The sequence below is a fragment of the Streptomyces sp. SD15 genome (assembly GCF_054462255.1).
In genome coordinates this window covers 97,881-122,662 of sequence record NZ_JBTLMO010000026.1, presented here as the reverse complement: position 1 = coordinate 122,662, position 24,782 = coordinate 97,881, and the positions used below count along the sequence as shown (strand labels likewise).

The window sequence follows — 24,782 nt, the reverse complement described above, 5'->3', positions numbered from 1 at the left end:
AGACAGCTCCCACCCCACCGGAGGTCTTCGCCACGTTCAAGACCCGACCAGTGTCAACAACGCTCGTGATCAATACACCTAGGACCTGTCCGGTCGATCACGGCGGAGACGCGGGGTGGCAGTGACACCAGCCGCTCCGCGGCGGGCGCACATCTGCCGCGTTGTCGTCGGTTGCCGACTCCCCCAAGTTCTCGGCTTCGCTCGAACAGGGGGGACCCCCATCGCGTCGCCGCCCTCCTCCGCCTTGCAGCTGCACGCACCACACCCCGCTCACCGGCATCGGACAGGCACCGCTGCTTTCCTCCACCGTGATCGACCGGACAGGTCCTAGTCGAGGACCCTCGCCAGGTAGGCCCGTAGCATCTCGCGCGTCTCCTCGATGATCCGCTCGTCCCCCTGCGGTGCCACCCGGAAGGCCAGGTGGACCAGGGTGTCGGCGGTCTCCACGGCGACCAGGAAGACACGGCGCAGGTCCTCGTCGGGGGTGCGCTCGAGGTAGCCGGAGAGCAGCTCGGTGAGGCGGTCGGCCACGCGGGTGTTGGGCTCGGCGTAGCGGGAGCCGACCGGGATCTGGTTGCCGAAGTCGACGAGGGAGAAGCCGGGAGCGGTGCGCGTCATGGCGATGTACTCGTCGAGCACGGCGTCCATCGCCGTGCGCCAGCCTCCGCCCTGCGTGTCTTCGAGGCGCCCGGTGACGCGCTCGGCGTAGCGCTCGAGGTTGCGCTGGGCGAGTGCGTCGGCCATCGCGCGTTTGTTGCCGAAGAAGCGGTAGACGGAGCCGATGGGGACGCCCGCGCGCTGGGCCACGGCCCGCGTGCTCAGGGCGTCGTAGCCGACCTCGTCGAGGAGGTCGGCGCAGGCGTCGAGGATCCTGGTCAGTCGTTCGGCACTGCGCCGCTGAACGGGCGCTCGGCGCATCGAGGTCGCTTGGGGCACAGGCTTCATGATGCCTTTCCGCCTGGGTCCGGTGAACCGCCCGTATCAGCACGGGACGCGGTGCCGCTCCCACTCATCGTCGGCGTCGCCTTCTGCGCGAGGGGTGTCGGTGTGGGTTCGGCCGCGGACGCCGTGATGTCCGCCGTGCTCTCCACGGGCTCGCCGTGGACGGCCCATGCCGTGCGGTCGTCGGCGTACAGGCGCGCGGTGACCTGGTGGGTGCCGCGCGGGACCAGGTCTGCGGGGAGGTGGTGCTGGGTGGTGCGGAGCGTGGCGATGGTCCGGCCGTCGAGGGAGAGCAGGGCGAGGCCGCGTCCGGCCACGGCCGCCGACTTGGTGCCGGAGGGTGAGAAGAGGAAGTTGCGGACGGTCAGCCGCACGTCCCAGCCTGCGTCGGAGTCCGGCTGCACCTCGATCGCGACCTCCGGTGCGCCTTTCTCGTCGACCTCACGGTAGTGCCGTCCCCTCTCGTCGGTCTCGTCCAGCAGTTTGCCCACGGGCGAGGCCGGCGTTTCGTCCGTCCGCTCGTGCGCCTCGCCGGTGCCACAGCCCGCCGATCCGCCGAGCAGGGCGCCGACCGCGAGCGCGGCGAGCAGTCCACGCTTCCACGACATGTCGGGGAGAGTAGAACAGCGCTCCGACAACGCGGATCCCCCTGAAGTCGGGTTCCTGGGCCGTACAGCCAACCCTGGGGTGTACTCCGCGCGGAGACCGCGGCCCTCGCCCGCCCGTCGGTCATGGCCGATCCCGAGCAGTGTGCCGATCCCACCTCTTGCGGCCGATCCCACCTCTTGCGGTCGACCCCACCTCTTGCGTCCGGAAATGCCGAATCCTACGGTGAAGCATAGGAATCAGAGCGCGAGGGAGCGATCATGGGCGGGGACGCGAGGAAGACGGCCGAGGCGCCGGCCTACCTCTCCGGATTCGGCAACGAACTCAGCTCGGAGGCGGTCCCTGGGGCGCTGCCGCACGGCCGCAACGCACCGCAGCGCGCACCGCTCGGGCTGTACGCGGAGCAGCTGAGCGGTACGGCGTTCACCGAGCCGAGGGCCCACAACCGCCGCTCCTGGCTGTACCGGATCCGTCCGTCGGCCGCGCACCCCGCGTTCGCGCGCGCGGACAACGGCGCGCTGCGCACGGCCCCCTTCGCGGAGACCGTGCCCGACCCGAACCGGCTGCGCTGGAATCCGCTGCCGGAGCCGCCGGCCGGGACGGACTTCCTCGAGGGCCTGTGGACCCTGGGCGGCAACGGTGACGCGACGCGGCGCTCCGGCATGGCGGTGCACCTGTATCACGCCGACTCCTCGATGGACCGTGTCTTCAGCGACGCCGACGGCGAGCTGCTGATCGTGCCGGAGCGCGGCGGGCTGCTGCTGCGCACGGAGTTCGGGCTGCTGCACGCGGAGCCGGGACATGTGGCGCTGATCCCACGTGGGGTGCGCTTCCGTGTGGAGCTGCTCGGCGCTGCGTCCGACGGCGGGCAGAGCCCGACTGCCCGCGGCTATGTGTGCGAGAACTACGGGGCGCCCTTCCGGCTGCCCGACCTCGGCCCGATCGGCGCCAACGGACTCGCCAACGCCCGGGACTTCCTCGCCCCCGTCGCCGCGTACGAGGATGTCGAGGGCCCGGTCGAGGTGGTCAACAAGTTCTGCGGCAACCTCTGGACGGCGACGTACGACCACTCGCCGCTGGATGTCGTCGCCTGGCACGGCAACCATCTTCCGTACGTCTATGACCTGCGCCGTTTCAATGTGATCGGCAGCATCAGCTACGACCACCCGGACCCGTCGATCTTCACGGTGCTGACCTCGCCGAGCGACACCCCGGGCCTCGCCGACGTGGACTTCGTGGTCTTCGCGCCGCGCTGGCTGGTGGGCGAGGACACCTTCCGGCCGCCGTACTTCCACCGGAATGTGATGAGCGAGTACATGGGGCTCATCGAGGGGGCGTACGACGCGAAGGCCGAGGGTTTTGTGCCCGGGGGCGGCTCACTGCACAACATGATGTCGGCGCACGGCCCGGACCGCGAGACCTTCGACCGGGCCAGCGCCGCCGAGCTGCGGCCGCAGCGGATCGACGACGGGCTGGCCTTCATGTTCGAGACACGGTGGCCGGTGACGGCCACCGCGCAGGCGGCGCGGGCGGAGCATCTGCAGCGCGGGTACGACGACGTGTGGCAGGGCCTGCAGCGGCACTTCCGCCCGTTGCGCTGAGCTGCGGTGACCGGTACGGATACCTTCGTGACCTCCTTCGCCCCGGACTCGATCGTCCTGAACCGCAAACTGCCGCTCTGGTATCAGGTGTCGCAGTCCCTGCGCGCCTCGATACTCGGACGCTCGCCCCAGGACCCGCTGCGGCTGCCGACCGAGGAGCAGTTGGCCGGGCATTACGGGGTGAGTGTGCTCACCATGCGGCAGGCGCTCAAGGAGCTCGAGGACGAGGGGCTGATCACCCGGCATCGCAGGCGTGGCACGTTCATCGAGCCGAGCGCTCGGCGGGGGGCGCCGGTGCGGCTGCTCGGTTCGGTGGACACGATCGTCGCGCAGCAGTCGGGTATGACGACCGAGCTGCTGGACCACGGCACGGTGCCGGTGCCGGCGGAACTCGCCGAGTACTTCCCGGATCTGGCCGAGGTGGCGACGTACCACCGGCTGCGCAGCGACGAGGAGACCGGCGAGCCGACGAACCACGCGCGCAATTACGTCCGTCCCGAACTGGCGGCGCTGATCGACCCGGAAGACCTGGTGCGCCGGCCCATGACGAAGGTGCTGCGGGATGTGGTGGGCGCCCGCATCAGCCGGATCACCGACACCGTGGAGGCCCGGCTCGCGGACCCGGAGACGGCGCGGCTGCTCCAAGTCCCGCTGCTCAGCCCGATCCTGCACTACACGGGCATCGTGCGGGGCGAGGACGGCCGCGCCCTGGACGTGGCCCGTATCCACTATCGCGGCGACCGCTTCTCCTTCACGGTCACCGTCGACGCCCACTGACGATGTCGTACGAAGCCGGCGCGCACCGCCCACGTCGTACGATGCCCAGCGTGACGCACGACGACGCTCCGCTGCTCGCGGACCTCATGCCGTGGTCGGTCGCACCGCCGAAGCTGGGCCGGGGGTGGCCGACGGCTCCCGATGCCGCGTCTTTGAAGGCGCGATGGGACGCCCTGGTGAAGGCCGAAGGGCCGGCTCGTGAGGCGCTGTTCGGCCCGACCCGCTCACGGACCCTGGACTCGGCGGTCGCGCAGTTGCCGGGGCAGTCCACCGGGACGGGGCGCCTGGCGCGCGAGTCGGGTCCTTGTCCGGAGCCGGTGCGCGTGCTGCACGGCCCGTTCGACGAGCAGTGGCTGATTCCGGACCATCGGCTCATCGACGCGGCGCGTCCCGAGCTGTGGCGGGTGGCCGACGAGCGGCAGGTGTTCGTGGTCGAGCAGACCGTACCTCCACAGGCGTCGGGGCCGGTGGTGCTGATCACGTCCGTACTGCCGCTGGGCGTGGGTCGCGGCGGCCGCGTCCGGCCCCTCTTCCGGCGCCCCGGCGGAGCCGAGCCGAATCTGGCGCCCGGCCTGTTGGACCATCTCGGCACCCGTCTCGGGCACTCCCCGGACCCTGTCGACGCACTGGCCTGGGCGGTCGCGGTCGCGCGGGCGGACCGGGACGGGTGCGCGGTGCCGCTCACCGCCGACCCGGACGTCTGGGAAGGCGGCGTCGAGGTGGGCCGCGCGATGCTGCGGCTGACGCGGCGCGACGGCGAGCGCCCGAAGCTTCCCGGCGGCCGTCGCCCGTACGTTCGTGCGCCGCTCCCCCCGAGGCCGCTCGACCTGCACTACGACCGCGAAAAGGAGGCTCTCCTTCTCGGCGAGGGCCGCATCTCCCCCGTGCCGCCCCAGGCCTGGGACTTCGAGGTGGGCGGGGAGCGCGTACTGGACCAGTGGTTCGCGGCGCGGACCGCACCGGGTGAGGCGGGCACCCTGGAGGCGATCCGGCCCGCCGGCTGGCCGCAGACCTGGACGTCCGAACTCCTCGAGCTCGTCACGGTGTTGGTGCTACTGGCGGAACTCCGATCCCGGCAGGCCGAGTTGACCGTGGAGAAGCCGATCACCGCGGCGGAGCTGCGCGAGGCGGGCGTGCTTCCCGTGCTGGACTTCGCGCGCCGGCCCGCCTCCGTCCTCGACCATCACGAAGAGGGGCCCGAAGGGCAGTTCGCACTGATCTGACCCCTCGCGCCGATCTGCCTACCTCTTCGGTTCGAACGCGTCCAGCACGCGCCCGAGAGCCCGCTCGAACACCGCCTCCAGGTCGATCGGCCCGGCGTCCTCCGTGAAGGCCGCGGCCATCCGTGGATACGCGCCCGTGGCCACCTGACTGCCCAGGTAGGCGATCCGGATCGCGTTCTCCTGCTCCTCCGACCACGGCAGGGAGCGAGTCCGCTCGGTGGTGTCCAGCTCATTGCCGACGTACGTCGTCACGACCCCGTTGAGCATCGCGATCAGCTCGAACTTCGTGCCGTACGGCACGTCGAGCGGGTCGAGACAGGTCAGGCAGTGCTCCAGATAGCGCAGGGCGTGGGGGCTGAAGCCGTAGACCGGGGACATCAGGCGCGGCAGCCAGGGATGGCGGTGCATCAGGGCCCGTGTCTGATGGGCGACCCGGAGCATGTCCGCGCGCCAGTCGCCCGAGGGTTCCTGGATGTCGTGCTCGCCGCTGACGGCGTCGAACATCAACTCGTACAGATCCTCCTTGCGCGGCACGTAGTTGTAGAGCGACATCGTGCCGCAGCCCAGTTCGGCGGCCACATGCCGCATCGAGACCCCGTCGAGCCCCTCCGCGTCCGCGATCCGCACGGCGACGGCCGCGATGTCCGCGCGGCTGTAGGCCGGCCGCGGACCACGGCCCGCGCGCTCGGGACGGGTCCAGATCACTTCGGGTACGGCGTTGCGCCCTGCCATTGGTCGATCACCTCTCGACCATCCTAGTTACGTACATCGTACGTAGTGCGCTATGGTCGCCCCATGACTACTACGTACGCTGTACTTAGTGAGGGTCTGGAGAAACGCTTCGGGGATGTCCACGCACTGCGCGGCCTCGACCTGGCCGTGGCAAAGGGCACGGTCTGCGGGGTGCTCGGACCGAACGGCGCGGGCAAGACCACGGCCGTGCGGCTGCTCACCACGCTGCTGCGACCCGACGCGGGGTCCGCGCGTGTCGCCGGGCACGATCTCGTACGGGAGGCCGCGGCCGTCCGCCGGAACATCGGGGTCGCCGGGCAGTACGCCTCCGTCGACGGCGACCTCACCGGGCGCCAGAACCTGCGGCTGTTCGCCAGACTGCACCGCGTCCGGGACACGGCGGCGCGGGCCGCCGAGCTCCTCGACCGCTTCGGGCTGGCCGAGGCCGCCGACCGGCCGACGTCCACCTACTCGGGCGGCATGCGGCGCCGGCTCGACCTTGCGGCGAGTCTGATCCGCCGCCCCGACGTGCTCTTCCTGGACGAGCCGACCACCGGGCTCGACCCCGCGAGCCGCAACCAGATCTGGGCGGCCGTGCGCGCGCTGAAGAGCGAGGGCACGACCGTGCTGCTGACCACCCAGTACCTGGAGGAGGCCGACCAACTCGCCGACGACATCGCCCTGGTGGACCGGGGCCGGGTCGCCCACACCGGATCACCCGCCGAACTCAAGGCGCTCATCGGATCGTACGCGGAGGCGGTCGTCGCCCACGCCGACGCGATGGCCCAGGCGGCCGTCGTCCTCGATCAACTGACCGGGAACGAACCCGCGTTCGACGAAAACCGGCACGCGGTGGGCGCGGTCACCACCGACCCGACGCTGACGCTCCCCCGCCTCGTGCGTGAACTCGACGCCGCCGGAGTGCCGTTGCTCGACGTGAGCCTGCGTCCACCGACGCTCGACGACGTCTTCCTCCGGCTCACCGAAGGCCACCCCGACCACAAGGAGCTGGTGACATGAGTACGTTGACATACGACGGCACCGCGATGCTCGGCCGTCAGCTGCGGAGAGTGCGGAACAATCCGGGGCTCGTGGTCCTCACCCAGACCGCGCCGATCACCATGCTGCTCTTCTTCGGCTATGTCTTCAGCAGCGCCCTCGCGATGCCCGGCGAGGAGTACCGGTCGTTCCTCGTTCCCGGGCTGCTGGTGGCTACGGCCACCAACGGGATCATGACCGGGATGTTCCAGGCGGCCCAGGACTCGCACCGGGGCGTGATGGACCGCTTCCGCACCCTGCCGATGAGCCGGACGGCCGTACCTCTCGGGCAGGCGGTCGCCGATCTGGTCGTCACGGCCGTCGGGACGGTTCCCTTCCTGCTGGTCGGGCTCGCGGTGGGCTGGCGGATCGAGGGGACCGCACTGGAAGCGGTGGGCGCCGTCGGCCTGTTGCTGCTGTTCCGGTTCGCGGCCACCTGGGTCGGGATCTTCCTCGGGCTGCTCTCCCGGAGCGAGGAGGCGGCCGGCCAGCTGGGCAGCGCGACCTTCATGCTGCCGCTGCTGTCCAACGCGTATATCCCCACGGACAATCTGCCGGGCTGGCTGCGCACGGTCGCCGAGTGGAATCCGCTCAGCGCGGTGACCACGGCTCTGCGGGATCTGTTCGGGAACGCGCCCGTACCGGACGGCTCCGCCTGGCCGGTGGCCCATCCCGTCGCCGGATCGCTGGCGTGGTGCGCCGTGCTGATCGCCGTCTTCCTGCCGCTCGCCGTACGCGGGTACGCGCACGGCGAGCGCTGAACGGCTACTTCTGTGCGGCCAGTTCAGGTCCCAGCGAGGAGAACTTCTCCTGGGACACCACCCGCTTCGGCGGCCAGGTGATGTTCTTCGGCGGCCACTTCTGGCCGGTCTTCTTCAGGAACCACTGCGGAGGCTCGTACATCGGTGGCTCATAGCCGTCGGGGAGTGCCGTCTTCCAGTCGACGTCCTTCGTACGCTCCGCGAACTCGTCCTTGATCGCCTTGAGCCGCTCCGGCTGGGTGAGCAGGTCGACGGCGGTCGCCGCGAGGTACTGGGCGGCGGCGATGACCGCGGCCTGGCCGGGAGCCGCGGCCGCGCAGGCCGCTGTGGACCAGGTGTGCATCTTGGTGCCGATGGGGGCGAGTGCGGCCCCCATGGACACGGTCGGCACGTTCCAGCTGATGTCGGCGACGTCCGTGGAACCGCCGCCGAGGAACACCGGGTTGGGTGCGGTGAGTTCGGCGATCTCGGCGTGCATGCCCTTCTGGGGCAGACCGAGGGACTCCTGGAGGTCCTTGGCCAGTTGGTGGGCCTCGTCGGTGAACCGGGGCGGGCCGATCTGCTTCATGTTGGCGTGCAGCAGTTCGGCGAAGGACTTGGACGGGAGCTGGTTCCAGCAGGCGGAGGTGATGCGGTGGTGCACCGTCGTCTGCGAGGCCTTGGCGGCTGCCTCCGAGACGGCGATCACCTTGTCGAGGAGGACCTGGACGCGGGCCGGGCTGCCCTCGCGCACGTAGTAACTGATCTCGGCGATCTCGGGGGTCACGTTCGGTATGTCGCCGCCGTTGTTGATCACCCAGTGGAGGCGGCCGGACGGCGCCAGGTTCTCCTCGCGCAGGAACTCCGACATGGTCGCCATCATCACGGCGGCGTCCAGGGCGCTCTTGTTGCCGAGCGGGGTGCCGCCGTGACCCGCGACACCGAGGAAGGTGAAGGTGACGGCGGTCATCGCGGTACTGGTCCCCCAGCCGGTCGCGTTCGCGGTCGACGGATGCCAGTCGAGGAACGCGTCGAGACCTTCGTACACCCCCTTGCTGACCGCGTACGTCTTGCCGATCAGGGTCTCCTCGGCGGTGGAGCCGAAGAACTTCACGGTGACCGGGAGTTTGTGCTTCTTGGCGGCCTGGGCGACGGCCGCGGCCGCGGCTGCCGCTGCCGTGCCGAGCGCGCTGTGCCCGCAGCCGTGGCCAGGGCCGTAACTGGGTGCGAACGGGTCGTGGATGTACTCGCGCGGGTCATGGTGGCCGACGCCCTTGTGCTGCGAGAGGCCGGGCAGGGCGTCGTACTCGCCGCTGAAGCCGAGGACGGGGCCGCCGGTGCCGTACGAGAAGGTGGCGGTGAACGCGGTCGGGAAGCCCGCGGTGCCGAACGCGACGTCGAACCCGGCCTTTTCGAGGAAGCCGGCCTCGGCGATCGAGGACTTCCACTCGCGCAGGCTGAGCTCGGCGTTCTCCCAGATCTCGGAGTTGAGACCGGTGATCGCGTCGGAGTGGGAGGAGATCCAGTCCAGGGCCGCGGTCTTGGCGGGGCTGTCCTGGGCGAGGCCCTCAGGAGCGTCGTACGTCTCCGAGACCGCACCGGAATCGGACGACGCCGCCATCACCGGGTCCGCCTCGGCGGTCAGCACAGCCGTCGTGACACCGGCCGCGCCGAGCAACTGCATGATGCGACGGCGGCTGAGCGCCTGACCGTTCGCGGTCGTCGACTCGTGTTCATGCTGATCGTGCAGATCACACACGCGCACCTCCGGGGTGAGGTTGGGTGTATCGGCCAAATGAATCGTGTAAACGATCAGCCACCCTGGCCTCAGAAGATTGCCCCGTCAATATCCGTGCATGACGAAGGTGTTACGCAAGCCATCCGGGACTCGACGACTGCTCAGGGAGCCGGAGTTCACAGCGGAAGGCGGGAGGGAGGACGCACGCACACTGCCGGGCGGGGACGCGGCGCACGGAAAGGGGGGAGCACCCGCGCTCGGGGATCACACCGGAACGCCGCTGCGCGCCGTGGGGATGACGGGCGACGAGAGCGCAATGTGCGCCGGGACGGTGTGGTCACCTGAGCGCGGGTCAGGTACCGCGCGACCGTGCTAGTGGCCGCCGAACAGCGAACGGCGCAGCCGCTTCAGAGGCGCGAAGAGCGAGAGTCGTCGCACACGTGCACGCCTCCCACTGCTCTCGTGCGCACTGTCACGCGCCGTGAGCTCACGCATCAGCGAGGTCGCCTCGACCGTCTCGCGCTGCGGGATGGCAGGGCCACCCAGCACCGCCAGATGGCGGTCGAGCCGCGAACTGGTCGCACTGCTCCCGCAGGTGATCGCAGGGACACGTGCCCTGCTGCGCACTGTTATCTGTTCCATGTCACTCCCCACCCGTACGAGTACACCCAGCCCGGGCAGGCTAACCCTACCGCTCCCTCGTGGCACTCGTGTATCGCGGGAGAAGGATTCACCTTCCTCGTAAGGGTGTTGACGATTACTCTCCGAATCCGACCGTTTTCAGGGTGAGTTGGACAACTGGCTGGGTAGTGGGCTGCGCCGAGCCGCCCTGCGGCTCGACGGTCACAGCGAGTGACGTCGCGGTCGTACTCAGTCCACCGGCGACCAAGGGCGTGTCGGCCTCGAAGAGCCCGAGGGAGCGCGGTTGTACGCCGGGGCGCATGAGCCACAGTTGGTGCACGCGGCCTGCGGACGGGGTGCCGAGTCCGCTCAGTGTCACGACGGCGCGCCGCTCCGACGCGGAGGCGACCACGCCGATGCCGCGCCCCTGTGCGTCCCGGTCGCTGGTCGCCCGGGCGTCGGGCGCGGCGAGAACGTGGGCGATCTCACGTGCCTGGGCCCGCTCCTGGTCCAACTTGTCCTGGGTCTGCGTCGCCTGGACGGCGAAGAGGGAGGCCACGACGAGCGCCGCGGCGGCGGTGGCGGTGGAGAGCGGGGCCAGCAGCGGGCGGAAGCGGGGGGCTCGCGCACGTGCGGGCCCGTGCGCCGCACGGGTGTGTCCGTCTGCCGTACGGGTGTGTCCGTCTGCCGTACGCGCGCGTACGGCGCCGCCCGGCGACGCCTCCTGCGGGGTCGTGCGTACGGCGGTCAGGACCCGCTCCCGCAGTGCGGCCGGAGCCGGTGCCGCGGTGGACCAGGCGAGCCGCACCGCGTCCTCGCTCAGGGCCCGCACCTCGGCCGCGCACCGGGGGCAGCCACGCAGATGACGCTCGAAGCGACGGCGCTCGTCGGGTTCCAGCGCGTCGAGGGCGTAGGGCGCGGCGAGCGAGTGCAGATCGCGGCGCAGCAGACGGTCAAGGGCGCTCATGCGGCACCTCCCAGGCATTCGCGCAGCCGCGTCAGACCGTCGCGCATGCGCGTCTTGACCGTGCCGAGCGGCAGGGAGAGCCGTTCGGCGACTTCACGGTACGTATAGCCGTCGTAGTAGGCGAGGGTGACGGACTGTCGTTGAAGGGCGGTGAGCCGGTCCAGGCAGCGGCGTACCCATTCGCGTTCGAGTCCGGCCTCGACCTCCTCGGCGACCTGGTCGAAGGCGGGGTGGTGGGCGCGCCGGCCCTCGCGCTGCTCGCGCTCGGTGGCCGCGCGGGCGCTGCGGACCCGGTCGACGGCCCGACGGTGCGCGAGGGTGAGAATCCAGGACAGGGCGCTGCCGCGGCCGGGGTCGAACCGCGCGGCGGAGCGCCAGAGCTCGAGCAGCACCTCCTGGGCAACCTCCTCCGACTGGGCCGGGTCCCGCACCACCCGGCGCACCAGGCCGAACACGGGTCCGGACACCAGCCCGTACAGCTCCTCGAATGCCTTCTGGTCGCCTCCGGCCACCAGCACCAGGAGTTCGTCCGCCTCCACCCGTTCCCCCCTCTCCGGCCGCGCGCGGCCTGTCCCTGCACGTACATGTTCGTAGCGAGCGCTGTTTCGGATGGGGTTACGGATCTGCGAGCCCAAAAACGCGGGTCGACCGTCAAAGACGCGCGAATAAACCCGTTCGTCGCTGAAACAAGACGTCACAGCCGCCGTAAGAACGTTTGAGATTCGACCAATCCACCCCGGCGACCGCTCCGAATGGCGTGCGTCAGGCAACTGGAACATGAGGACGGACGGCATGACACCTATCTCCAGGAGTGGCGCGGGGCGCAGGAGTACCGCGACCCTCGTCTGTGGTGCGCTGGCCGCCGGGGGGCTCGTAGCCGCCGGCGTGACCGCGCTGGAACCGGGGGCGGCCTCCGCCTCCAGTCACCGGGAGGCCCCGCTGATCTCGGGCACTCCCCAGTACGACAACACCGACGTGTACGCGTTCGTGAGCCCGGACAAGTCGGATTCGACGACGATCGTGGCGAACTGGATCCCCTTCGAGGAACCGGCCGGCGGACCGAACTTCTACACGTTCGCCGAGGACGCCCAGTACGACATCCACATCGACAACAACGGTGACGCGCAGGGTGACCTGATCTACCGCTACACCTTCAAGACGCACATCAAGAACGGCGACACCTTCCTCTACAACACGGGTCCGGTCGACAGCCTCGACGACCCGGATCTCAACATCACGCAGACCTACGACATCGATCTGCTGAGGCTGCGCAAGCAGAGCATCGTCTCCAAGACCAAGGTCGCGGACGACATCCCGGTGGCGCCGTCGAACGTCGGCAAGGCGTCGATGCCGGACTACGCCAAGCTGCGCAAGCAGGCCGTCTACAAGCTCGCGGGCGACTCGAAGACGTTCGCCGGCCAGGCCGACGACCCGTTCTTCCTGGATCTGCGCGTCTTCGACCTGCTGTACGGCGGCAACCTGACCGAGGTCGGACGGGACACCCTCAAGGGCTACAACGTCAACTCGATAGCCCTCCAGGTGCCCAACGACATGATCCGGGAGTCGTCCGAGCAGCCCGTCGTCGGCATCTGGTCCACCACGCAGCGCAAGGACGCGAGCGGTTACTTCAGGCAGGTCTCCCGGCTCGGGATGCCGCTGGTCAACGAGGTCGTCAACCCGCAGAAGGACAAGGACAAGTTCAACGCGTCCTCGCCGTGGGAGGACGCCCAGTTCCTGAAGAACGTGACCAACCCGGAGCTGCCGAAGCTCATCGAGGCGATCTACAAGATCCCGGCGCCCGCCGAGCCGCGCAACGACCTGGTCGACGTGTTCCTCAAGGGCGTCGAGGGCCTCAACCAGCCGCCCCACGTCACCCCGTCGGAGCAACTGCGGCTCAACACCTCCATCAAGCCCGCCAAGCACCCCAAGCGGCTCGGTGTGCTGGACGGCGACAACGCGGGCTTCCCGAACGGGCGTCGGCTCACCGACGACGTGATCGACGCCTCGCTCCAGGTCGTCGAGGGTGAACTGCTCGGTGCCAAGAACGACTTGGGCGACGCGGTCGACAAGAACGACAAGAAGTTCGAGAAGGCCTTCCCGTACGTGGCCCTGCCGACCTCGGGTTCGCGCGGACCGCTCGCGAAGGGCACGACCAGCGGGACCGACGTCCGCAACTCGCTGGGTGACGCACTGTCGCCCGCGGGCTCGTCCGGCAGCAGCACCGACACCGTCCTGATCGCGGGCTCCGCGGCGGCGGGCGCGGCCGGGGTCCTGCTGATCGGCACCGGCCTGCTGTGGTGGCGCCGGCGCATCTCCCACCGGGCCTACTGACCCGGCTCACCGACTGGCGCGGCCCGCACCCACCATCCCCCACGGCGCGGGCCGCGCCGCCCCATCCCCCACAACGAACGTTCCCCCAAGAACTTTGAGGAGAGGGCATGTCCCCGCGTACGAACGAGAGCACGCCGGAGGGCGAGCCCGGCGAGCGGTCGATCGCCACGCCGGAGGGCGCCGCATCTGAGGCCTCCACGCCGGGGGCCCCGACATCCGAGGCGGACGCGCCGGAGGCCACCGCATCGGAAGCCACCACGCCGGAGACGGCCGTCGCGCCGGCTCCGGGCCCGGCCTCCGACACGGTGGCGGCGGTGGCGGCGGCCGACGAGCGCGTCGCCGCCGTCCGGCGGGTTTCGGCGTCGGCGCGGCGCTGGCGGGCGGCCCAACTCACCTTCTGTGCTGCCTCGTTGGCTGTCGCGCTGACCGCCGGGGCGGTGGTCCTCGGGGCCGTCCGCGACGACTCGGGCGGCCCCGTCACATCCGCAGCCGCGGGCTATTCGCCCCAGCTGCTCGCCAGCGGGGATCTCGACGCGAGCATCACCTCCCTGCAGGCCCATCTCCGCGCGCAGCCGAAGGACTACGGCGGCTGGGCGACGCTCGGGCTCGCGTATGTGGAGCAGGCCCGCACCCAGGGTGACCCCTCCCGGTATCCGCAGGCGCAACAGGCGCTGGACCGGTCCCTGAAGCTGCGCCCCGACAACGACCCGGCGCTCGCGGGACGCGCCGCCCTCGCCGCGGCCCGGCACGACTTCACCGGCGCCCTGAAGTACGCGGACGACGCGCTGAAGCAGAACCCGTACAGCGAGCGCGCCCTGTCCTCCCGGATCGACGCACTCGTCGAACTCGGCCGCTACGCCGACGCGTCGAAGGCCGCCGACCTGGCCGACTCACGCCGCCCGGGCGTACCGGTGTTCACGCGGTACGCCTATGTGCACGAGCTGCGCGGGGACGTGAAGACCGCCCGGCGGGTCCTCGAACAGGCCCTCGACACGGCGACGACCCGCGGCGACATCTCGTACGTGGCGACCGCGCTCGGCCAACTCGCCTGGAACCAGGGCGAGTACGCCGACGCCCTCACCTACTACGCGCGGGCGCTCGCCGCCGACGACGCCTACCTCCCCGCGCTCGAGGGCCGGGCTCGCGCGCAGGACGCGCAGGGCGACCGCGCGGCGGCGATCCGCGGCATGGAACTGGTCGTGGAACGCTACCCACTGCCCCAGCCCCTCGGAGAACTCGGCGAGTTGTACGAGGCTCGCGGCCAGAAGGGTGACGCACAGAAGGCCCGTGACCAGTACGCCCTGGTGGACGCCTGGGTCTCGCTGGCCCGCGCGGGCGGCGTCAACGCCGACCTGGACACCGCGCTGGCCGCCGCCGACCACGGTGATCGCACGACCGCGCTGAAGGCGGCCCGCGCCGAGTGGGACCGCCGCCACACCGTGCACACGGCGGACGCCCTCGCCTGGGCGCTGCACGTCAACGGCCGCGACGCCGAAGCCCTCCCGTACGCCCGCAAGGCCACGGCCACCGGCTACCGCAACGCGTCCTTCCTCTACCACCGCGGCATGATCGAGCGGGCCACCGGCCACGCGAAGGAGGCCCGCGCCTCACTGAAGGCGGCGCTCGACCTGAACGCGGGCTTCTCACCACTGGGCGCCCGCGCGGCCCGCGAGGCGCTGGGGGCGGCCAAGTGAGCTCCCCTCGCCGCCTGTTGGCCTCCTGCGCGGCTGTCTTCACCGCCGCCTGCACCCTAGTTCTGGTCCCCACCGGGTCCGCGAGCGCGCATCCGCTCGGCAACTTCACCGTCAACCGGTACGACGGCCTCGTCGCCGCCCCCGGCCAGCTGCGGGTCGAGCACGTCGAGGATCTCGCGGAGATCCCGGCCACCCAGGCGAAGCCCGACTTCGAGAAGCTGGGGATGACGGAGTGGGCCCGGCAGCGGTGCGCGACGGCCGCGCGGGACAGCGAGGTCACCGTCGGCGGGCGTGAGGTCCCGCTCTCCGTCGGCCGGAGCCAGGCGCGGCTGCGGCCCGGACAGGCCGGGCTCGACACCCTGCGCGTGGAGTGCCGGTTGACGGCCGCGCTCCCGACCGGGGACACGGTGTCCCTGGGCTTCCGCAGTGCCGGGGCCGACCGCGGACCCGGCTGGCGCGAGATCACCGCGCGCGGCGACCGGATGACGCTCGCCGCGTCGGACGTACCGAAGAAATCGGTGTCCCAGGAACTGACCGACTACCCCGAGGCACTGCTCTCCTCGCCCGCCGACACCGCGACCGCGTCCCTGCGGATACGCCCCGGCGGCCCCGCCCTCGTCGAGGACCGGCCGGACGCGCCCGCCGCCTCCGTACTGCCCCGTGGTGCCGACCGCTGGACCCGGGCGCTGGACGACCTGGTGGCCCGGCACGACCTCACCGTCGGCTTCGCCGCGCTGGCTCTGCTCATCGCGGTGGGCCTGGGCGCGATGCACGCGATCGCGCCCGGCCACGGCAAGACGCTGATGGCCGCGACAGCGGCGGCCCGCGGCGGCCGGGCGAAGCTGCGTGACGTCCTGCCCCTCGCCGCCTCCGTCACGGTCACCCACACCCTGGGCGTGGTCGCCCTCGGCCTCCTGGTGACGGCCGGTTCGGCGGCGGCTCCCTCGGTGATCACGTGGCTGGGCATCGCGAGCGGCGTCCTGGTGACGTGCGCGGGCGCGACGCTCGTACGACGCGCGTGGCGCAACCGGGCACACGGGCACGGGCACGGGCACGGGCACGGGCACGGGCACGGGCACACAAACGGACACGGGCACACACACGGCCACTCGCACAATCCTGATCACCCCCACGGACACACGCACGACCACGACCACGCGGACCACCCCCACGACCACGCCGAACAACACGAGCGCCCCCTCGTCCTCGCGCACGCCCACGCGTCTGCGGCAACGGAAACGGCAACCGCCTCGGGCAGCAAGCCCCCCGCACACCGGCCCACACACGAACACGCGCACCCCCACCCGCACCCCCACACCCTCGAACACACCCACGGCGGCTTCACCCACACCCACGCCACCGCCCCCACCCTCCGCGGCACGATCCTGCTCGGCTTCGCCGGCGGCCTGGTGCCCAGCCCCTCCGCCGTGGTCGTCCTCGTGGGCGCCGCGGCGCTGGGAAAGGCGTGGTTCGGACTTCTGCTCGTCCTCGCGTACGGCGTCGGCCTGGCCCTGACGCTCACCGCGGCCGGGTTCGCCGTCGTCAAACTGGGCGACGGGATGACCCGGGTGCTGGACAGGCGTCCCCGGTGGTCCGGGGGCCCGACCGCGGCCCTGATCCGCAGGACCGTGCCGCTGGGATCGGCGTTGGTCGTCGTAGCCCTTGGGGTTGGATTGGTGTTCAAGGGGGCGGCATCCGCACTCGGCTGAGCTACTTTTGGGGAGAAATCGCGCGGATGCGAAGCGGATACGAATGGGGGGACACCCGTGTCCGAAGAGCCGGGCAGTGAACGTGTGATCGCGGGCCGCTACCGCCTCCTCTCCCCGTTGGGTGAGGGCGGCATGGGTACCGTGTGGCGGGCCCATGACGAGGTGCTGCACCGCGAGGTCGCCGTCAAGGAGGTCCGCGCGCCCGCCGGACTCCCGGTGTCCGAGGTCGAGCGGATGTACGCCCGCCTGGAGCGCGAGGCCTGGGCCGCGGCCCGGGTCTCGAACCGCAATGTGGTGACGGTGTACGACGTCGCGGCCCAGGACGGCCGCCCCTGGATCGTGATGGAGCTGGTCCGCGGTGTCGCCCTGTCCGATCTTCTGGACGCCGAGGGCCCGCTGTCCCCGCAGCGTGCCGCGCACATCGGCGCCGAGGTGCTCTCCGCGCTGCGGGCCGCGCACGAGGCCGGAGTGCTGCACCGCGATGTGAAGCCCGGCAACGTGCTGTTGTCGAACGAGGGCCGGGTCGTCCTCACGGACTTCGGCATCGCCATGGTCGAGGGCAGCTCCGCGCTGACCATGACCGGCGAGGTCATCGGCTCGCCCGAGTTCCTGGCCCCGGAGCGGGCGCTGGGCCGCACGCCCGGACCGGAGTCCGACCTGTGGTCGCTCGGGGTGCTGCTGTACGCGGCGGTCGAGGGCAACTCGCCCTTCCGGCAGAACACCCCGCTGAGCACACTGCGGGCCATCGTCGACGAGCCGCTGCCGCCGCCCCACCGCGCGGGGCCGCTCACCCCCGTGATCGAGGGGCTGTTGATGAAGGACCCGGCGCAGCGGCTGAGCGCCGCGCAGGCGGAGTCCGATCTGCGGATCATCGGCGCGGGCGGCTCGCCGACCGCGGCTCCGCCGTCCCCGAGCGCGCAGGCGCCGACGATCTCGGCGTTCACCCAGCCCGCGCCCGCGCCGACACCACCGACACCGGGCCACGCGCCCTACCAGCCGGCCGCCGACGCCGTACGGGCCACCGGCCCCGGCTTCGGCCCCGCGCCGGAGTCGGCCCGCAATCGCCGCGCCGCAGTTGCCCTGGTCGCCGGTGTGGCCGCGCTCGCCCTCGCGCTGGCCGGACTGACGTACGCCCTGGTGAACCGCGACGACGGAGGCGGCACGGGCAACCCCACCAGTAGCGGCAACGGGGGCCCCAACAGCACTTCGAGTGGCGGAAATTCGACGTCGGGCGACAGCGAGAGCGGAAACGAGGACGACGAGGACGACAACGGCGCGCCCGGTGGCGCCGGCCCCTCCACCACCCCGCCCAGCAGCAGTCGTACGACCACCCCGCCCGCTCAGTCCGTGCAGGTGACGGTGACCGGTACGCACACCGAGTACTCCGGTGCCTGTCCGCCGCCGGACGCGCAGGCACCGGCCTTCACCGCGACGTTCTCGGTGGGCCGGGTGCCGGCGGAGGTCGAGTACCGCTGGGTGACGAAGACGGGCCAGGTGTCGGACCCGGGCTGGAAGACCCTGTCGTTCTCGGCGAACGACGAAAGGACCGCGCAGAAGAACGTCATCGTGACGACGTACGACGCGAGTGGGACGTATCAGAACGCGATCGGGGTGGAGGTCCGCAGCCCGGTGCGGACGACGTCCAACTCCGTGCCGTTCACCGTGACATGTGTGACGGAGGCCCCGACGGACGGGGCCTCCGCTTCCACTTCGCCGTGATACGTGGCGAACGGTATCTCGCCGTGAACGGAATGCCGCAGCGGGTCAGGCCACGCTGCTGAAGACCGGCAGATAGCCGCCGGACTGGCCGGACGCGGTCGGGTGGTACGACTCGCCGATGTTCAGCCAGTTGAGGCTGTTCAGCCAGGAGGCGCCGGAGCAGATCTCGTGGCCGGTGAAGGTGGTCCTGACGTCGCCGAAGGTGAAGCCGTGGTCGGCGGCTCGCTTGGCGAGGGCGCTGTTCAGGTGGTCGGCGGCGCCGTTGATCGCGGCGCGCTTGGTGTCGGAGAGACCGACGCAGGTCGCACCGATCTTGTAGAACCGGGGGTAGCCGATCACGACCACGTGGGCGGCGGGTGCCCTTGCGCTGATCGCCGAGTAGACGGTGTCGAGTTGGCCGGGCAGCGTCGAGTCGACGTACGCCTTGGCCGTGGCGATACGGGACAGGCAGCCGCTGTCGGTCTGGAGCACACAGGTCGTCATGACGTCGGCGAAGCCCGCGTCATTGCCGCCGACGCTGATGGAGACGAGGCCGGTGGAGGAGTTGAGCGGGGTCAGTTGGTTCGCCAGGACATCACCCGTACGAGCGCCCGAGCAGGCCGTGAAGCTGAACGACGAGGGCGAGTTGGCGGCGGCCCAGAGGTAGGGATACGCCTTCGTGCTGCGCTTGCAGTCGCCACTGGAGCTGATGTAGCTGCCGGTGCCGACACCCGAGGAGTAGGAGTCACCGAGGGCCACATAACCGGTAGCCGCGGCGGTTTGGGACGCCTGCGCCGTCGCCGCCCCGGTGAGGGCGACGCCGACGGCGAGGAGGAGCGAGGTCACGTATGCCGTAATTCGGGAACGTCTCATGGAACCTCCCTTTAGCAGGATCTCTGCCACAACTTTGGTACCAGCTACGCGTGTTGACAGGAAGTGTTCATGCCAAGACTGTTGGGACTTTCAAGATGTCACCCCAGTACGTTCACGGCATATTTCATTGCGGTTCCATGACAGGCGCATGACAGGCCGTCAACTCTCTTGATCGGCACGCGTAGATGACCCACTCTTTACTCAGCCCTGGACGGAACACGACGTTCCAGGGCCGTGTGCGCGATGACGCGCCCACCCCCCACAGTCGTGCGCCGCACCAACTGGCGCGCCGCTGCCCAGAGGAGGACTCCCTCGCATGGCACAGCTGCGTAGCAAGAAGATCCTGATCGCCGCCATAACCGGCGTGGCGACCGCCGCGCTCGTCGGCGGATTCACCGCACTTCCCGCCCAGGCCGCCCCGGCCGAGGGCACGGTGCTCGCCGCAGGTTCCCCCACCGCGATCAAGGACAGCTACATCATCACGCTCAAGAAGAACGCGGGCTTCAAGGCCGCGTCGAGCGTGGGCAAGAGCCTGATCAGCGAGTACGGCGGCACGGTGAAGCAGACGTTCGGCGCCGCGCTGAACGGCTACACGGCAACCCTCTCCGCGGCCGAGGCCAGGAGACTGGCCGCCGACCCGTCGGTGGCCACGGTCGAGCAGAACCAGACGGTGCAGCTCAACGCCACGCAGTCCAACGCCCCGTGGGGCCTGGACCGCATCGACCAGGCGGCGCTTCCGCTGTCCGGCACGTACACCTACCCGGACACCGCGGGCAGCGGAGTGACGGCGTACGTCATCGACACCGGCGTCCGCATCACGCACACCCAGATCAGCGGCCGGGCCACCAACGGCTACGACGCCGTGGACGGCGACAACGTCGCCCAGGACGGCAACGGCCACGGCACCCATGTCGCCACCACCATCGCGGGCTCGACCTACGGTGTCGCCAAGGCAGCGAAGATCGTGGCGGTCCGGGTGCTGGACAACGCCGGTTCCGGCACCACCGCGGGCGTCATCGCGGGCATCAACTGGGTGACCAGCAACCACAGCGGCCCCTCCGTCGCCAACATGTCGCTCGGCGGCGGCGCCTCCACCACGCTCGACACGGCCGTGTCGAACTCCATCGCGAGCGGCGTGACCTACGCGGTCGCGGCGGGCAACAGCAACGCCAACGCCTCCTCGTACTCCCCCGCCCGGGTCGCCGCGGCGATCACGGTCGGTGCCACCACCAGCACGGACGCCAGGGCCAGCTACTCCAACTACGGCGCCTCCCTGGACCTCTTCGCCCCCGGCTCCTCGATCACGGCGGGCTGGAACACCAGCGACACCGCGACGAGCACCATCTCCGGTACGTCGATGGCCACCCCGCACGTCGCGGGCGCGGCCGCCGTCTACCTGGCCGGCCACACCACGGCCACCCCGGCGCAGGTCGCCACGGCCCTGGTGAACGGCGCCACCACCGGCAGGGTCACCAGCCCGGGGACGAGCTCGCCGAACCGCCTCCTGCGGATCGTCCAGTAACACGTCAACTCGCCTGACATGAACGACGGTTCCCCGGAGGCAGTCGGCGCCTCCGGGGAATTCATGGGTGAAGTCGGCCGGGAAGCACGCGTGAGGGCCTACCGCATCTTGACGCCCCCCAGCCCGCTGCGCGACATTGAAGCCCGGCATCCGGCGCTTCGGGGGGCAAAGTCGCCAATGCAGACCATACGTATCAAGTCACGTTCCTCAGACGGCGAGGAGCCGTCGGGACAGGATCCGGGGTGGGGTCGGCCGAGGGATCCGGGGAAGAACCTGGTCCCGCTGCTCGCGGGCGTGGCGGTGGCCGTCGCCCTGGTCGGCGCGGTGCTCGCACTCGCCGACGTGGACTCGTCCCTGCGTGGCCCGTTCACCCTGTTCTTCCTGCTCGCCGCACCCTCGGCCGCCATCGGGGCCGCGCTGCGCGGGCTGGAACCCTTCGCCCGCACGGTGGTGTCCGTCGCGGGAGCGATCGCCGTCGACCTCCTCGTCGCCCAGGGCATGCTGGCGATGCACCGGTGGTCGATCCGCGGCGGAATCGCGGCCGTGACCGCGATCAGCTCCCTCCTGCTCCTGCTGGTACTGGTACGGCGGCTGCGCGGCCGCACGGCGAGAAGGCAGACCTCCTGACGTGGACATCAGCGTGTACCGCCCCGGCGAGCTGAGCGCCGCCGACCGGGCGGCCTGGACAGCCTTGCAGTCGAAGGCCCACCTCAACGGCTCGCCCGAGCTGGCGAACCCGTTCCTGTCCCCCGAGTTCGCGCTCGCGGTGGGCCGCTGCAGACGCGGCGTACGGATCGCGGTCGTCCGTGAGAACGGCGAAGCCGCAGCCTTCTTCCCGTTCCAGAAATCCACCACCGGCGTCGGCCGGGCCGTCGGCCTCGGCGTCTCCGACTGCCAGGGTCTGGTGCACCGCCCCGGCTTCACCTGGGACGCCCAGGACCTGCTGCGGGCCTGCGGGCTCGCCCTGTGGGAGTTCGACCACCTGGTGGAAGGCCAGGCGCCGTTCGAGGCGGGAGCCTCCGGCACCTTCCCGTCCCCGGTCATGGACGTCGACCAGGGCTACGAAGCGTATCTGGGCCAACTACGCGCCCAGTCCCCGAAGTTCACCCGGTCCACCCTCGCCAAGGAGCGCAAGCTCGGCCGGGACGCCGGCGGGATGCGCTACGTCCACGACGAGCGCGACCCGGCGGCCCTGCGCACGCTGATGGACTGGAAGTCCGCTCAGTACCGCAGGACCGGACGCAGCGACCGCTTCGCGCAGGCCTGGATCAACCACCTGGTCCAACAGCTCTACCACACCCGCTCCGAGTCGTTCTCGGGGATCCTGTCGGTGCTGTACGCCGACGGGAAACCGGTCGCCGCGCACTTCGGGCTGCGCACCGAGCGGGTGCTGGCGTGCTGGTTCCCGGCGTACGATCCGGCGTTCGCGAAGTACTCGCCGGGCCTTGTCCTGCATTTGCGGATGGCCGAGGCGGCCGCCGCCGACGGAATTGCCTATTTGGATCTTGGGCGAGGCCACAAGGAATACAAGGACTCCCTGAAGACACGGGAACTCACCGTCTCCGAGGGGTGGGTGACGCGCCGTCACCCGGTCGCGATCGGACACCGGGCGCGGCGCGCCCCGGTCCGGGCGCTGCGCAACATGGTGGTGTCGAGGCCCGAGTTCTTCGAGCCCGCCGACAAAATTCTCAAACGGATGGGAAAGATCCGTTCGAGTCGTCAGGTAACGGCCAAACCAACAAAAACGTGAGGCCTCGTTCCAGGTCTTGCCATACACGCGCAATCATCAATACCGTCGTACATCTCACCCGCATCGGTCCATCATCGAGCGGCTCTAGGGGAGGGCTCAAGGACCGCGATGGTTCCGGCGCGGGGCGCGGTAGGGGGGTGCCGTACTCGGTGACCAGACCTGTGCCGAGTCGTGCCGCGAGACCGGCTCCCATTTCCGGAGCCGGCCAGCTTTGCCAACTCACCCGGCATGCACGGAGATCGATTTCGTCATGCCGTAAGTGAGAACCCCCCTTTCGAACCGGACAAAGAGCCGGACCGCCCAGGGGCGGGCGGTCCACCGGACGAGAGGGACCAGACTCATGAGCTCAGTCCTGCGCCCAGCGATTTCGGGCGAAGATCCGCAAACGATCGGCAGGTATCGGCCGATCTCCTCTCACCTGGCCATCGCGCCGCCGGTGAGTGTCGTGATTCCCGCCATGAACGAGGCGGAGAATCTCCCGTACGTCTTCAAGACTCTTCCCGACTGGATACACGAAGTCGTTCTTGTCGACGGCAATTCCACGGACAACACCGTCGAGGTGGCCCGGGAGCTGTGGCCCGAGGTCAAGGTCGTCGAGCAGCGCGGCAAGGGCAAGGGCGACGCCCTGATCACCGGGTTCGAGGCGTGCACCGGCGACATCATCGTGATGGTCGACGCGGACGGCTCGGCGGACGGCAACGAGATCGTGTCGTACGTGTCCGCGCTGGTGTCCGGGGCCGACTTCGCCAAGGGGTCGCGGTTCGCCAACGGCGGCGGCACCTCCGACATGACGCCCATCCGCAAGCTCGGCAACAGAGTGCTGTGCGCTGCCGTCAACGCCAAGTTCGGCGCCCGCTACACCGACCTCTGCTACGGCTACAACGCGTTCTGGCGGCACTGCCTGGACCAGATCGACCTCGACTGCACCGGCTTCGAGGTCGAGACCGTGATGAACATCCGGGTGGTCAAGGCGGGGCTCAAGGTCCAGGAGATCCCGAGCCACGAGTATCTGCGGATCCACGGCACGAGCAATCTGCGCGCCGTGCGGGACGGGTTGCGGGTGCTCAAGGTGATCCTCAAGGAGCGCTCCAACCGGCGCGCGCTGCGCCGCACGCCGCACGCCGCTCAGCTCGACTCGGGGCGAGGAGAGGTGTCTTGAGCGAGCCGGACATCTCCGTGGTGGTCTGCGTCTACACCGAGGACCGCTGGGAGGACATCCTCTCGGCGGTCTCCTCGGTGCGGGCGCAGTCGCTGCCCGCCCTGGAGACGCTCCTCGTCGTGGACCACAACGCCACGCTGCTCGAGCGACTGAGCAGGGAGTACAAAGAAGCCGAGGATGTGCGGGTGCTCGCCAACGCGGGCCCCCGCGGTCTGTCCGCGGGCCGCAACACCGGGATCGCCACCGCACGCGGCGAGATCATCGCGTTCCTCGACGACGACGCCGTGGCCGAGCGGGACTGGCTGCGGCACTTCGCCGCGGGGTACGCGGACCCGCGTGTCATGGCCGTCGGCGGCCGTACGATGCCGATCTGGGCGTCGGGCCGCCGCCCGGCCTGGTTCCCCGAGGAGTTCGACTGGGTGGTGGGCTGCACGTACAAGGGGCTGCCGCCGGGCCGCGTCCAGGTCCGCAACGTCCTCGGCGGCAACGCCTCGTTCCGCCGTACGGCGTTCGCCGCGGCGGGCGGCTTCGCGACCGGCATCGGACGCGACGGCGACAAGCGTCCGCTGGGCTGCGAGGAGACGGAGCTGTGCATCCGCCTCACCCGTGCCCGGCCGGACGCGATCCTGCTGATCGACGACCGCGCCGTCATCCACCACCGGGTACCGGAGCCGCGCGAGCACTTCGCGTACTTCCGCACGCGCACCTACGCCGAGGGCCTGTCCAAGGCCCTGGTGGCCCGAAGCGTGGGCTCCGACAAGGGTCTCGAGTCCGAACGCCGGTACACCACCCGTGTGTTGCCCGCCGGAGTGGCGCGCGGCCTGCGCGACGCCCTGCTGGCCCGCCCGGGCGGTGCGGGTCGCGCCGGCGCCATCGTCGCCGGCGTGCTGGCGGCAGCGGGCGGGTACGTACTCGGCACCGTCCGGACCCGCAGGGGCGGCGCCGCGTTCTCCGTGGTGGAGATCGCGGAGAACGCAGAGGACACGGGGAACACGAAGAACACGGAGATCGACGACGGTCCCGAACGCGAGGGGGCGGCAGCATGAGAACAAGACCCGAGC

General features: G+C 70.5%; 22 protein-coding genes. 14 read left to right on the top strand and 8 right to left on the bottom strand.

Annotated elements, in window-relative coordinates; genetic code table 11:
* Positions 1-327: 327 nt before the first annotated feature.
* Together ACX28W_RS25245 and ACX28W_RS25240 are read right to left on the bottom strand one after the other, a co-directional pair.
* Positions 328-945: a TetR family transcriptional regulator gene (locus ACX28W_RS25245; protein ID WP_459001623.1), complete on the bottom strand. Its 618-nt coding sequence runs from the start codon at positions 943-945 to the stop codon at positions 328-330.
* Positions 942-1,550, bottom strand: coding sequence for a hypothetical protein (locus tag ACX28W_RS25240; protein ID WP_459001622.1), 609 nt, complete (start codon positions 1,548-1,550; stop codon positions 942-944). The genes ACX28W_RS25245 and ACX28W_RS25240 overlap by 4 nt, the downstream gene beginning before the upstream one ends.
* A 258-nt stretch (positions 1,551-1,808) precedes the next feature.
* Here ACX28W_RS25240 and hmgA point away from each other — a divergent pair, with 258 nt between their 5' ends.
* Genes hmgA through ACX28W_RS25225 form a run of 3 tightly spaced genes read left to right on the top strand, consistent with a single transcriptional unit; the run spans position 1,809 to position 5,149 of the window.
* The gene (gene hmgA / locus ACX28W_RS25235; protein WP_459001621.1) at positions 1,809-3,149 is read left to right on the top strand and encodes a homogentisate 1,2-dioxygenase; all 1,341 of its coding nucleotides are present in this window, start codon (positions 1,809-1,811) and stop codon (positions 3,147-3,149) included.
* 27 nt (positions 3,150-3,176) lie between these two features.
* A complete protein-coding gene (locus ACX28W_RS25230; RefSeq protein WP_459001620.1) occupies positions 3,177-3,926 on the top strand; it encodes a GntR family transcriptional regulator in 750 nt (249 codons plus the stop codon).
* A gap of 41 nt (positions 3,927-3,967) precedes the next feature.
* Positions 3,968-5,149: a type ISP restriction/modification enzyme gene (locus ACX28W_RS25225; RefSeq protein ID WP_459001619.1), complete on the top strand. Its 1,182-nt coding sequence runs from the start codon at positions 3,968-3,970 to the stop codon at positions 5,147-5,149.
* A gap of 18 nt (positions 5,150-5,167) precedes the next feature.
* Here ACX28W_RS25225 and ACX28W_RS25220 read toward each other — a convergent pair whose 3' ends face one another.
* Positions 5,168-5,881 (bottom strand): TetR/AcrR family transcriptional regulator, encoded by a 714-nt coding sequence (locus ACX28W_RS25220; protein ID WP_459001618.1) that lies wholly within the window; start codon positions 5,879-5,881, stop codon positions 5,168-5,170.
* A gap of 63 nt (positions 5,882-5,944) precedes the next feature.
* Between ACX28W_RS25220 and ACX28W_RS25215 the strand changes: the two genes are divergently transcribed.
* Positions 5,945-6,901 carry an ATP-binding cassette domain-containing protein gene (locus ACX28W_RS25215; RefSeq protein WP_459001617.1) on the top strand — a complete coding sequence of 319 codons (957 nt, stop codon included), beginning with the start codon at positions 5,945-5,947 and terminating at the stop codon, positions 6,899-6,901.
* Positions 6,898-7,680, top strand: coding sequence for an ABC transporter permease (locus tag ACX28W_RS25210; RefSeq protein WP_459001616.1), 783 nt, complete (start codon positions 6,898-6,900; stop codon positions 7,678-7,680). The genes ACX28W_RS25215 and ACX28W_RS25210 overlap by 4 nt, the downstream gene beginning before the upstream one ends.
* A gap of 4 nt (positions 7,681-7,684) precedes the next feature.
* On the opposite strand, the gene ACX28W_RS25205 is transcribed toward ACX28W_RS25210, so the two are convergent.
* From ACX28W_RS25205 to ACX28W_RS25190, 4 genes are all read right to left on the bottom strand, one after another.
* Positions 7,685-9,454 (bottom strand): amidohydrolase, encoded by a 1,770-nt coding sequence (locus ACX28W_RS25205; protein ID WP_459001615.1) that lies wholly within the window; start codon positions 9,452-9,454, stop codon positions 7,685-7,687.
* 315 nt (positions 9,455-9,769) lie between these two features.
* Positions 9,770-10,039 carry a hypothetical protein gene (locus tag ACX28W_RS25200; protein WP_362068873.1) on the bottom strand — a complete coding sequence of 90 codons (270 nt, stop codon included), beginning with the start codon at positions 10,037-10,039 and terminating at the stop codon, positions 9,770-9,772.
* Positions 10,040-10,154: 115 nt separating this feature from the next.
* Positions 10,155-10,985, bottom strand: a complete 831-nt coding sequence (locus ACX28W_RS25195) for an anti-sigma factor (protein ID WP_459001614.1) — start codon at positions 10,983-10,985, stop codon at positions 10,155-10,157.
* Positions 10,982-11,524: a sigma-70 family RNA polymerase sigma factor gene (locus ACX28W_RS25190; RefSeq protein ID WP_459001613.1), complete on the bottom strand. Its 543-nt coding sequence runs from the start codon at positions 11,522-11,524 to the stop codon at positions 10,982-10,984. Before ACX28W_RS25190 ends, ACX28W_RS25195 begins: the two co-directional genes overlap by 4 nt.
* Positions 11,525-11,777: 253 nt before the next feature.
* Between ACX28W_RS25190 and ACX28W_RS25185 the strand changes: the two genes are divergently transcribed.
* The 4 genes from ACX28W_RS25185 (at position 11,778) to ACX28W_RS25170 (ending at position 18,438) form a co-directional block, all read left to right on the top strand.
* A complete protein-coding gene (locus ACX28W_RS25185; RefSeq protein ID WP_459001612.1) occupies positions 11,778-13,316 on the top strand; it encodes a DUF4331 domain-containing protein in 1,539 nt (512 codons plus the stop codon).
* A gap of 107 nt (positions 13,317-13,423) precedes the next feature.
* Positions 13,424-15,010 carry a tetratricopeptide repeat protein gene (locus ACX28W_RS25180; protein WP_459001611.1) on the top strand — a complete coding sequence of 529 codons (1,587 nt, stop codon included), beginning with the start codon at positions 13,424-13,426 and terminating at the stop codon, positions 15,008-15,010.
* The gene (locus ACX28W_RS25175; protein ID WP_459001610.1) at positions 15,007-16,719 is read left to right on the top strand and encodes an urease accessory protein UreH domain-containing protein; all 1,713 of its coding nucleotides are present in this window, start codon (positions 15,007-15,009) and stop codon (positions 16,717-16,719) included. The genes ACX28W_RS25180 and ACX28W_RS25175 overlap by 4 nt, the downstream gene beginning before the upstream one ends.
* 57 nt (positions 16,720-16,776) lie before the next feature.
* Positions 16,777-18,438, top strand: a complete 1,662-nt coding sequence (locus ACX28W_RS25170; RefSeq protein WP_459001609.1) for a serine/threonine-protein kinase — start codon at positions 16,777-16,779, stop codon at positions 18,436-18,438.
* 45 nt (positions 18,439-18,483) lie between these two features.
* On the opposite strand, the gene ACX28W_RS25165 is transcribed toward ACX28W_RS25170, so the two are convergent.
* On the bottom strand, positions 18,484-19,290 hold the full coding sequence (locus tag ACX28W_RS25165) for an SGNH/GDSL hydrolase family protein (protein ID WP_459001608.1): 807 nt from the start codon (positions 19,288-19,290) through the stop codon (positions 18,484-18,486).
* 316 nt (positions 19,291-19,606) lie between these two features.
* Here ACX28W_RS25165 and ACX28W_RS25160 point away from each other — a divergent pair, with 316 nt between their 5' ends.
* From ACX28W_RS25160 to ACX28W_RS25140, 5 genes are all read left to right on the top strand, one after another.
* Positions 19,607-20,812 (top strand): S8 family peptidase, encoded by a 1,206-nt coding sequence (locus ACX28W_RS25160; RefSeq protein ID WP_459001607.1) that lies wholly within the window; start codon positions 19,607-19,609, stop codon positions 20,810-20,812.
* 177 nt (positions 20,813-20,989) lie between these two features.
* Complete coding sequence (locus ACX28W_RS25155; protein ID WP_459001606.1) at positions 20,990-21,439, top strand: hypothetical protein; 450 nt, start codon at positions 20,990-20,992, stop codon at positions 21,437-21,439.
* 1 nt (position 21,440) lies between these two features.
* Positions 21,441-22,562 carry a GNAT family N-acetyltransferase gene (locus ACX28W_RS25150; protein ID WP_459001605.1) on the top strand — a complete coding sequence of 374 codons (1,122 nt, stop codon included), beginning with the start codon at positions 21,441-21,443 and terminating at the stop codon, positions 22,560-22,562.
* Between the two features lie 340 nt (positions 22,563-22,902).
* Positions 22,903-23,721, top strand: a complete 819-nt coding sequence (locus tag ACX28W_RS25145; RefSeq protein ID WP_459001604.1) for a glycosyltransferase family 2 protein — start codon at positions 22,903-22,905, stop codon at positions 23,719-23,721.
* Positions 23,718-24,767 carry a glycosyltransferase family 2 protein gene (locus tag ACX28W_RS25140; RefSeq protein WP_459001603.1) on the top strand — a complete coding sequence of 350 codons (1,050 nt, stop codon included), beginning with the start codon at positions 23,718-23,720 and terminating at the stop codon, positions 24,765-24,767. The genes ACX28W_RS25145 and ACX28W_RS25140 overlap by 4 nt, the downstream gene beginning before the upstream one ends.
* Positions 24,768-24,782: the final 15 nt, after the last annotated feature.

Bases quoted from the DNA above. Each gene is read 5' to 3' on its own strand.
- ACX28W_RS25220 (WP_459001618.1), bottom strand. From the start codon at position 5,881: ATGGCAGGGCGCAACGCCGTACCCGAAGTGATCTGGACCCGTCCCGAG.
- ACX28W_RS25210 (WP_459001616.1), top strand. From the start codon at position 6,898: ATGAGTACGTTGACATACGACGGCACCGCGATGCTCGGCCGTCAGCTG.
- ACX28W_RS25145 (WP_459001604.1), top strand. From the start codon at position 22,903: ATGAGCTCAGTCCTGCGCCCAGCGATTTCGGGCGAAGATCCGCAAACG.
- ACX28W_RS25215 (WP_459001617.1), top strand. From the start codon at position 5,945: ATGACTACTACGTACGCTGTACTTAGTGAGGGTCTGGAGAAACGCTTC.
- ACX28W_RS25245 (WP_459001623.1), bottom strand. From the start codon at position 945: ATGAAGCCTGTGCCCCAAGCGACCTCGATGCGCCGAGCGCCCGTTCAG.
- ACX28W_RS25180 (WP_459001611.1), top strand. From the start codon at position 13,424: ATGTCCCCGCGTACGAACGAGAGCACGCCGGAGGGCGAGCCCGGCGAG.
- ACX28W_RS25155 (WP_459001606.1), top strand. From the start codon at position 20,990: ATGCAGACCATACGTATCAAGTCACGTTCCTCAGACGGCGAGGAGCCG.
- ACX28W_RS25200 (WP_362068873.1), bottom strand. From the start codon at position 10,039: ATGGAACAGATAACAGTGCGCAGCAGGGCACGTGTCCCTGCGATCACC.
- ACX28W_RS25225 (WP_459001619.1), top strand. From the start codon at position 3,968: ATGCCCAGCGTGACGCACGACGACGCTCCGCTGCTCGCGGACCTCATG.
- hmgA (WP_459001621.1), top strand. From the start codon at position 1,809: ATGGGCGGGGACGCGAGGAAGACGGCCGAGGCGCCGGCCTACCTCTCC.
- ACX28W_RS25185 (WP_459001612.1), top strand. From the start codon at position 11,778: ATGACACCTATCTCCAGGAGTGGCGCGGGGCGCAGGAGTACCGCGACC.
- ACX28W_RS25240 (WP_459001622.1), bottom strand. From the start codon at position 1,550: ATGTCGTGGAAGCGTGGACTGCTCGCCGCGCTCGCGGTCGGCGCCCTG.
- ACX28W_RS25160 (WP_459001607.1), top strand. From the start codon at position 19,607: ATGGCACAGCTGCGTAGCAAGAAGATCCTGATCGCCGCCATAACCGGC.
- ACX28W_RS25195 (WP_459001614.1), bottom strand. From the start codon at position 10,985: ATGAGCGCCCTTGACCGTCTGCTGCGCCGCGATCTGCACTCGCTCGCC.
- ACX28W_RS25165 (WP_459001608.1), bottom strand. From the start codon at position 19,290: ATGAGACGTTCCCGAATTACGGCATACGTGACCTCGCTCCTCCTCGCC.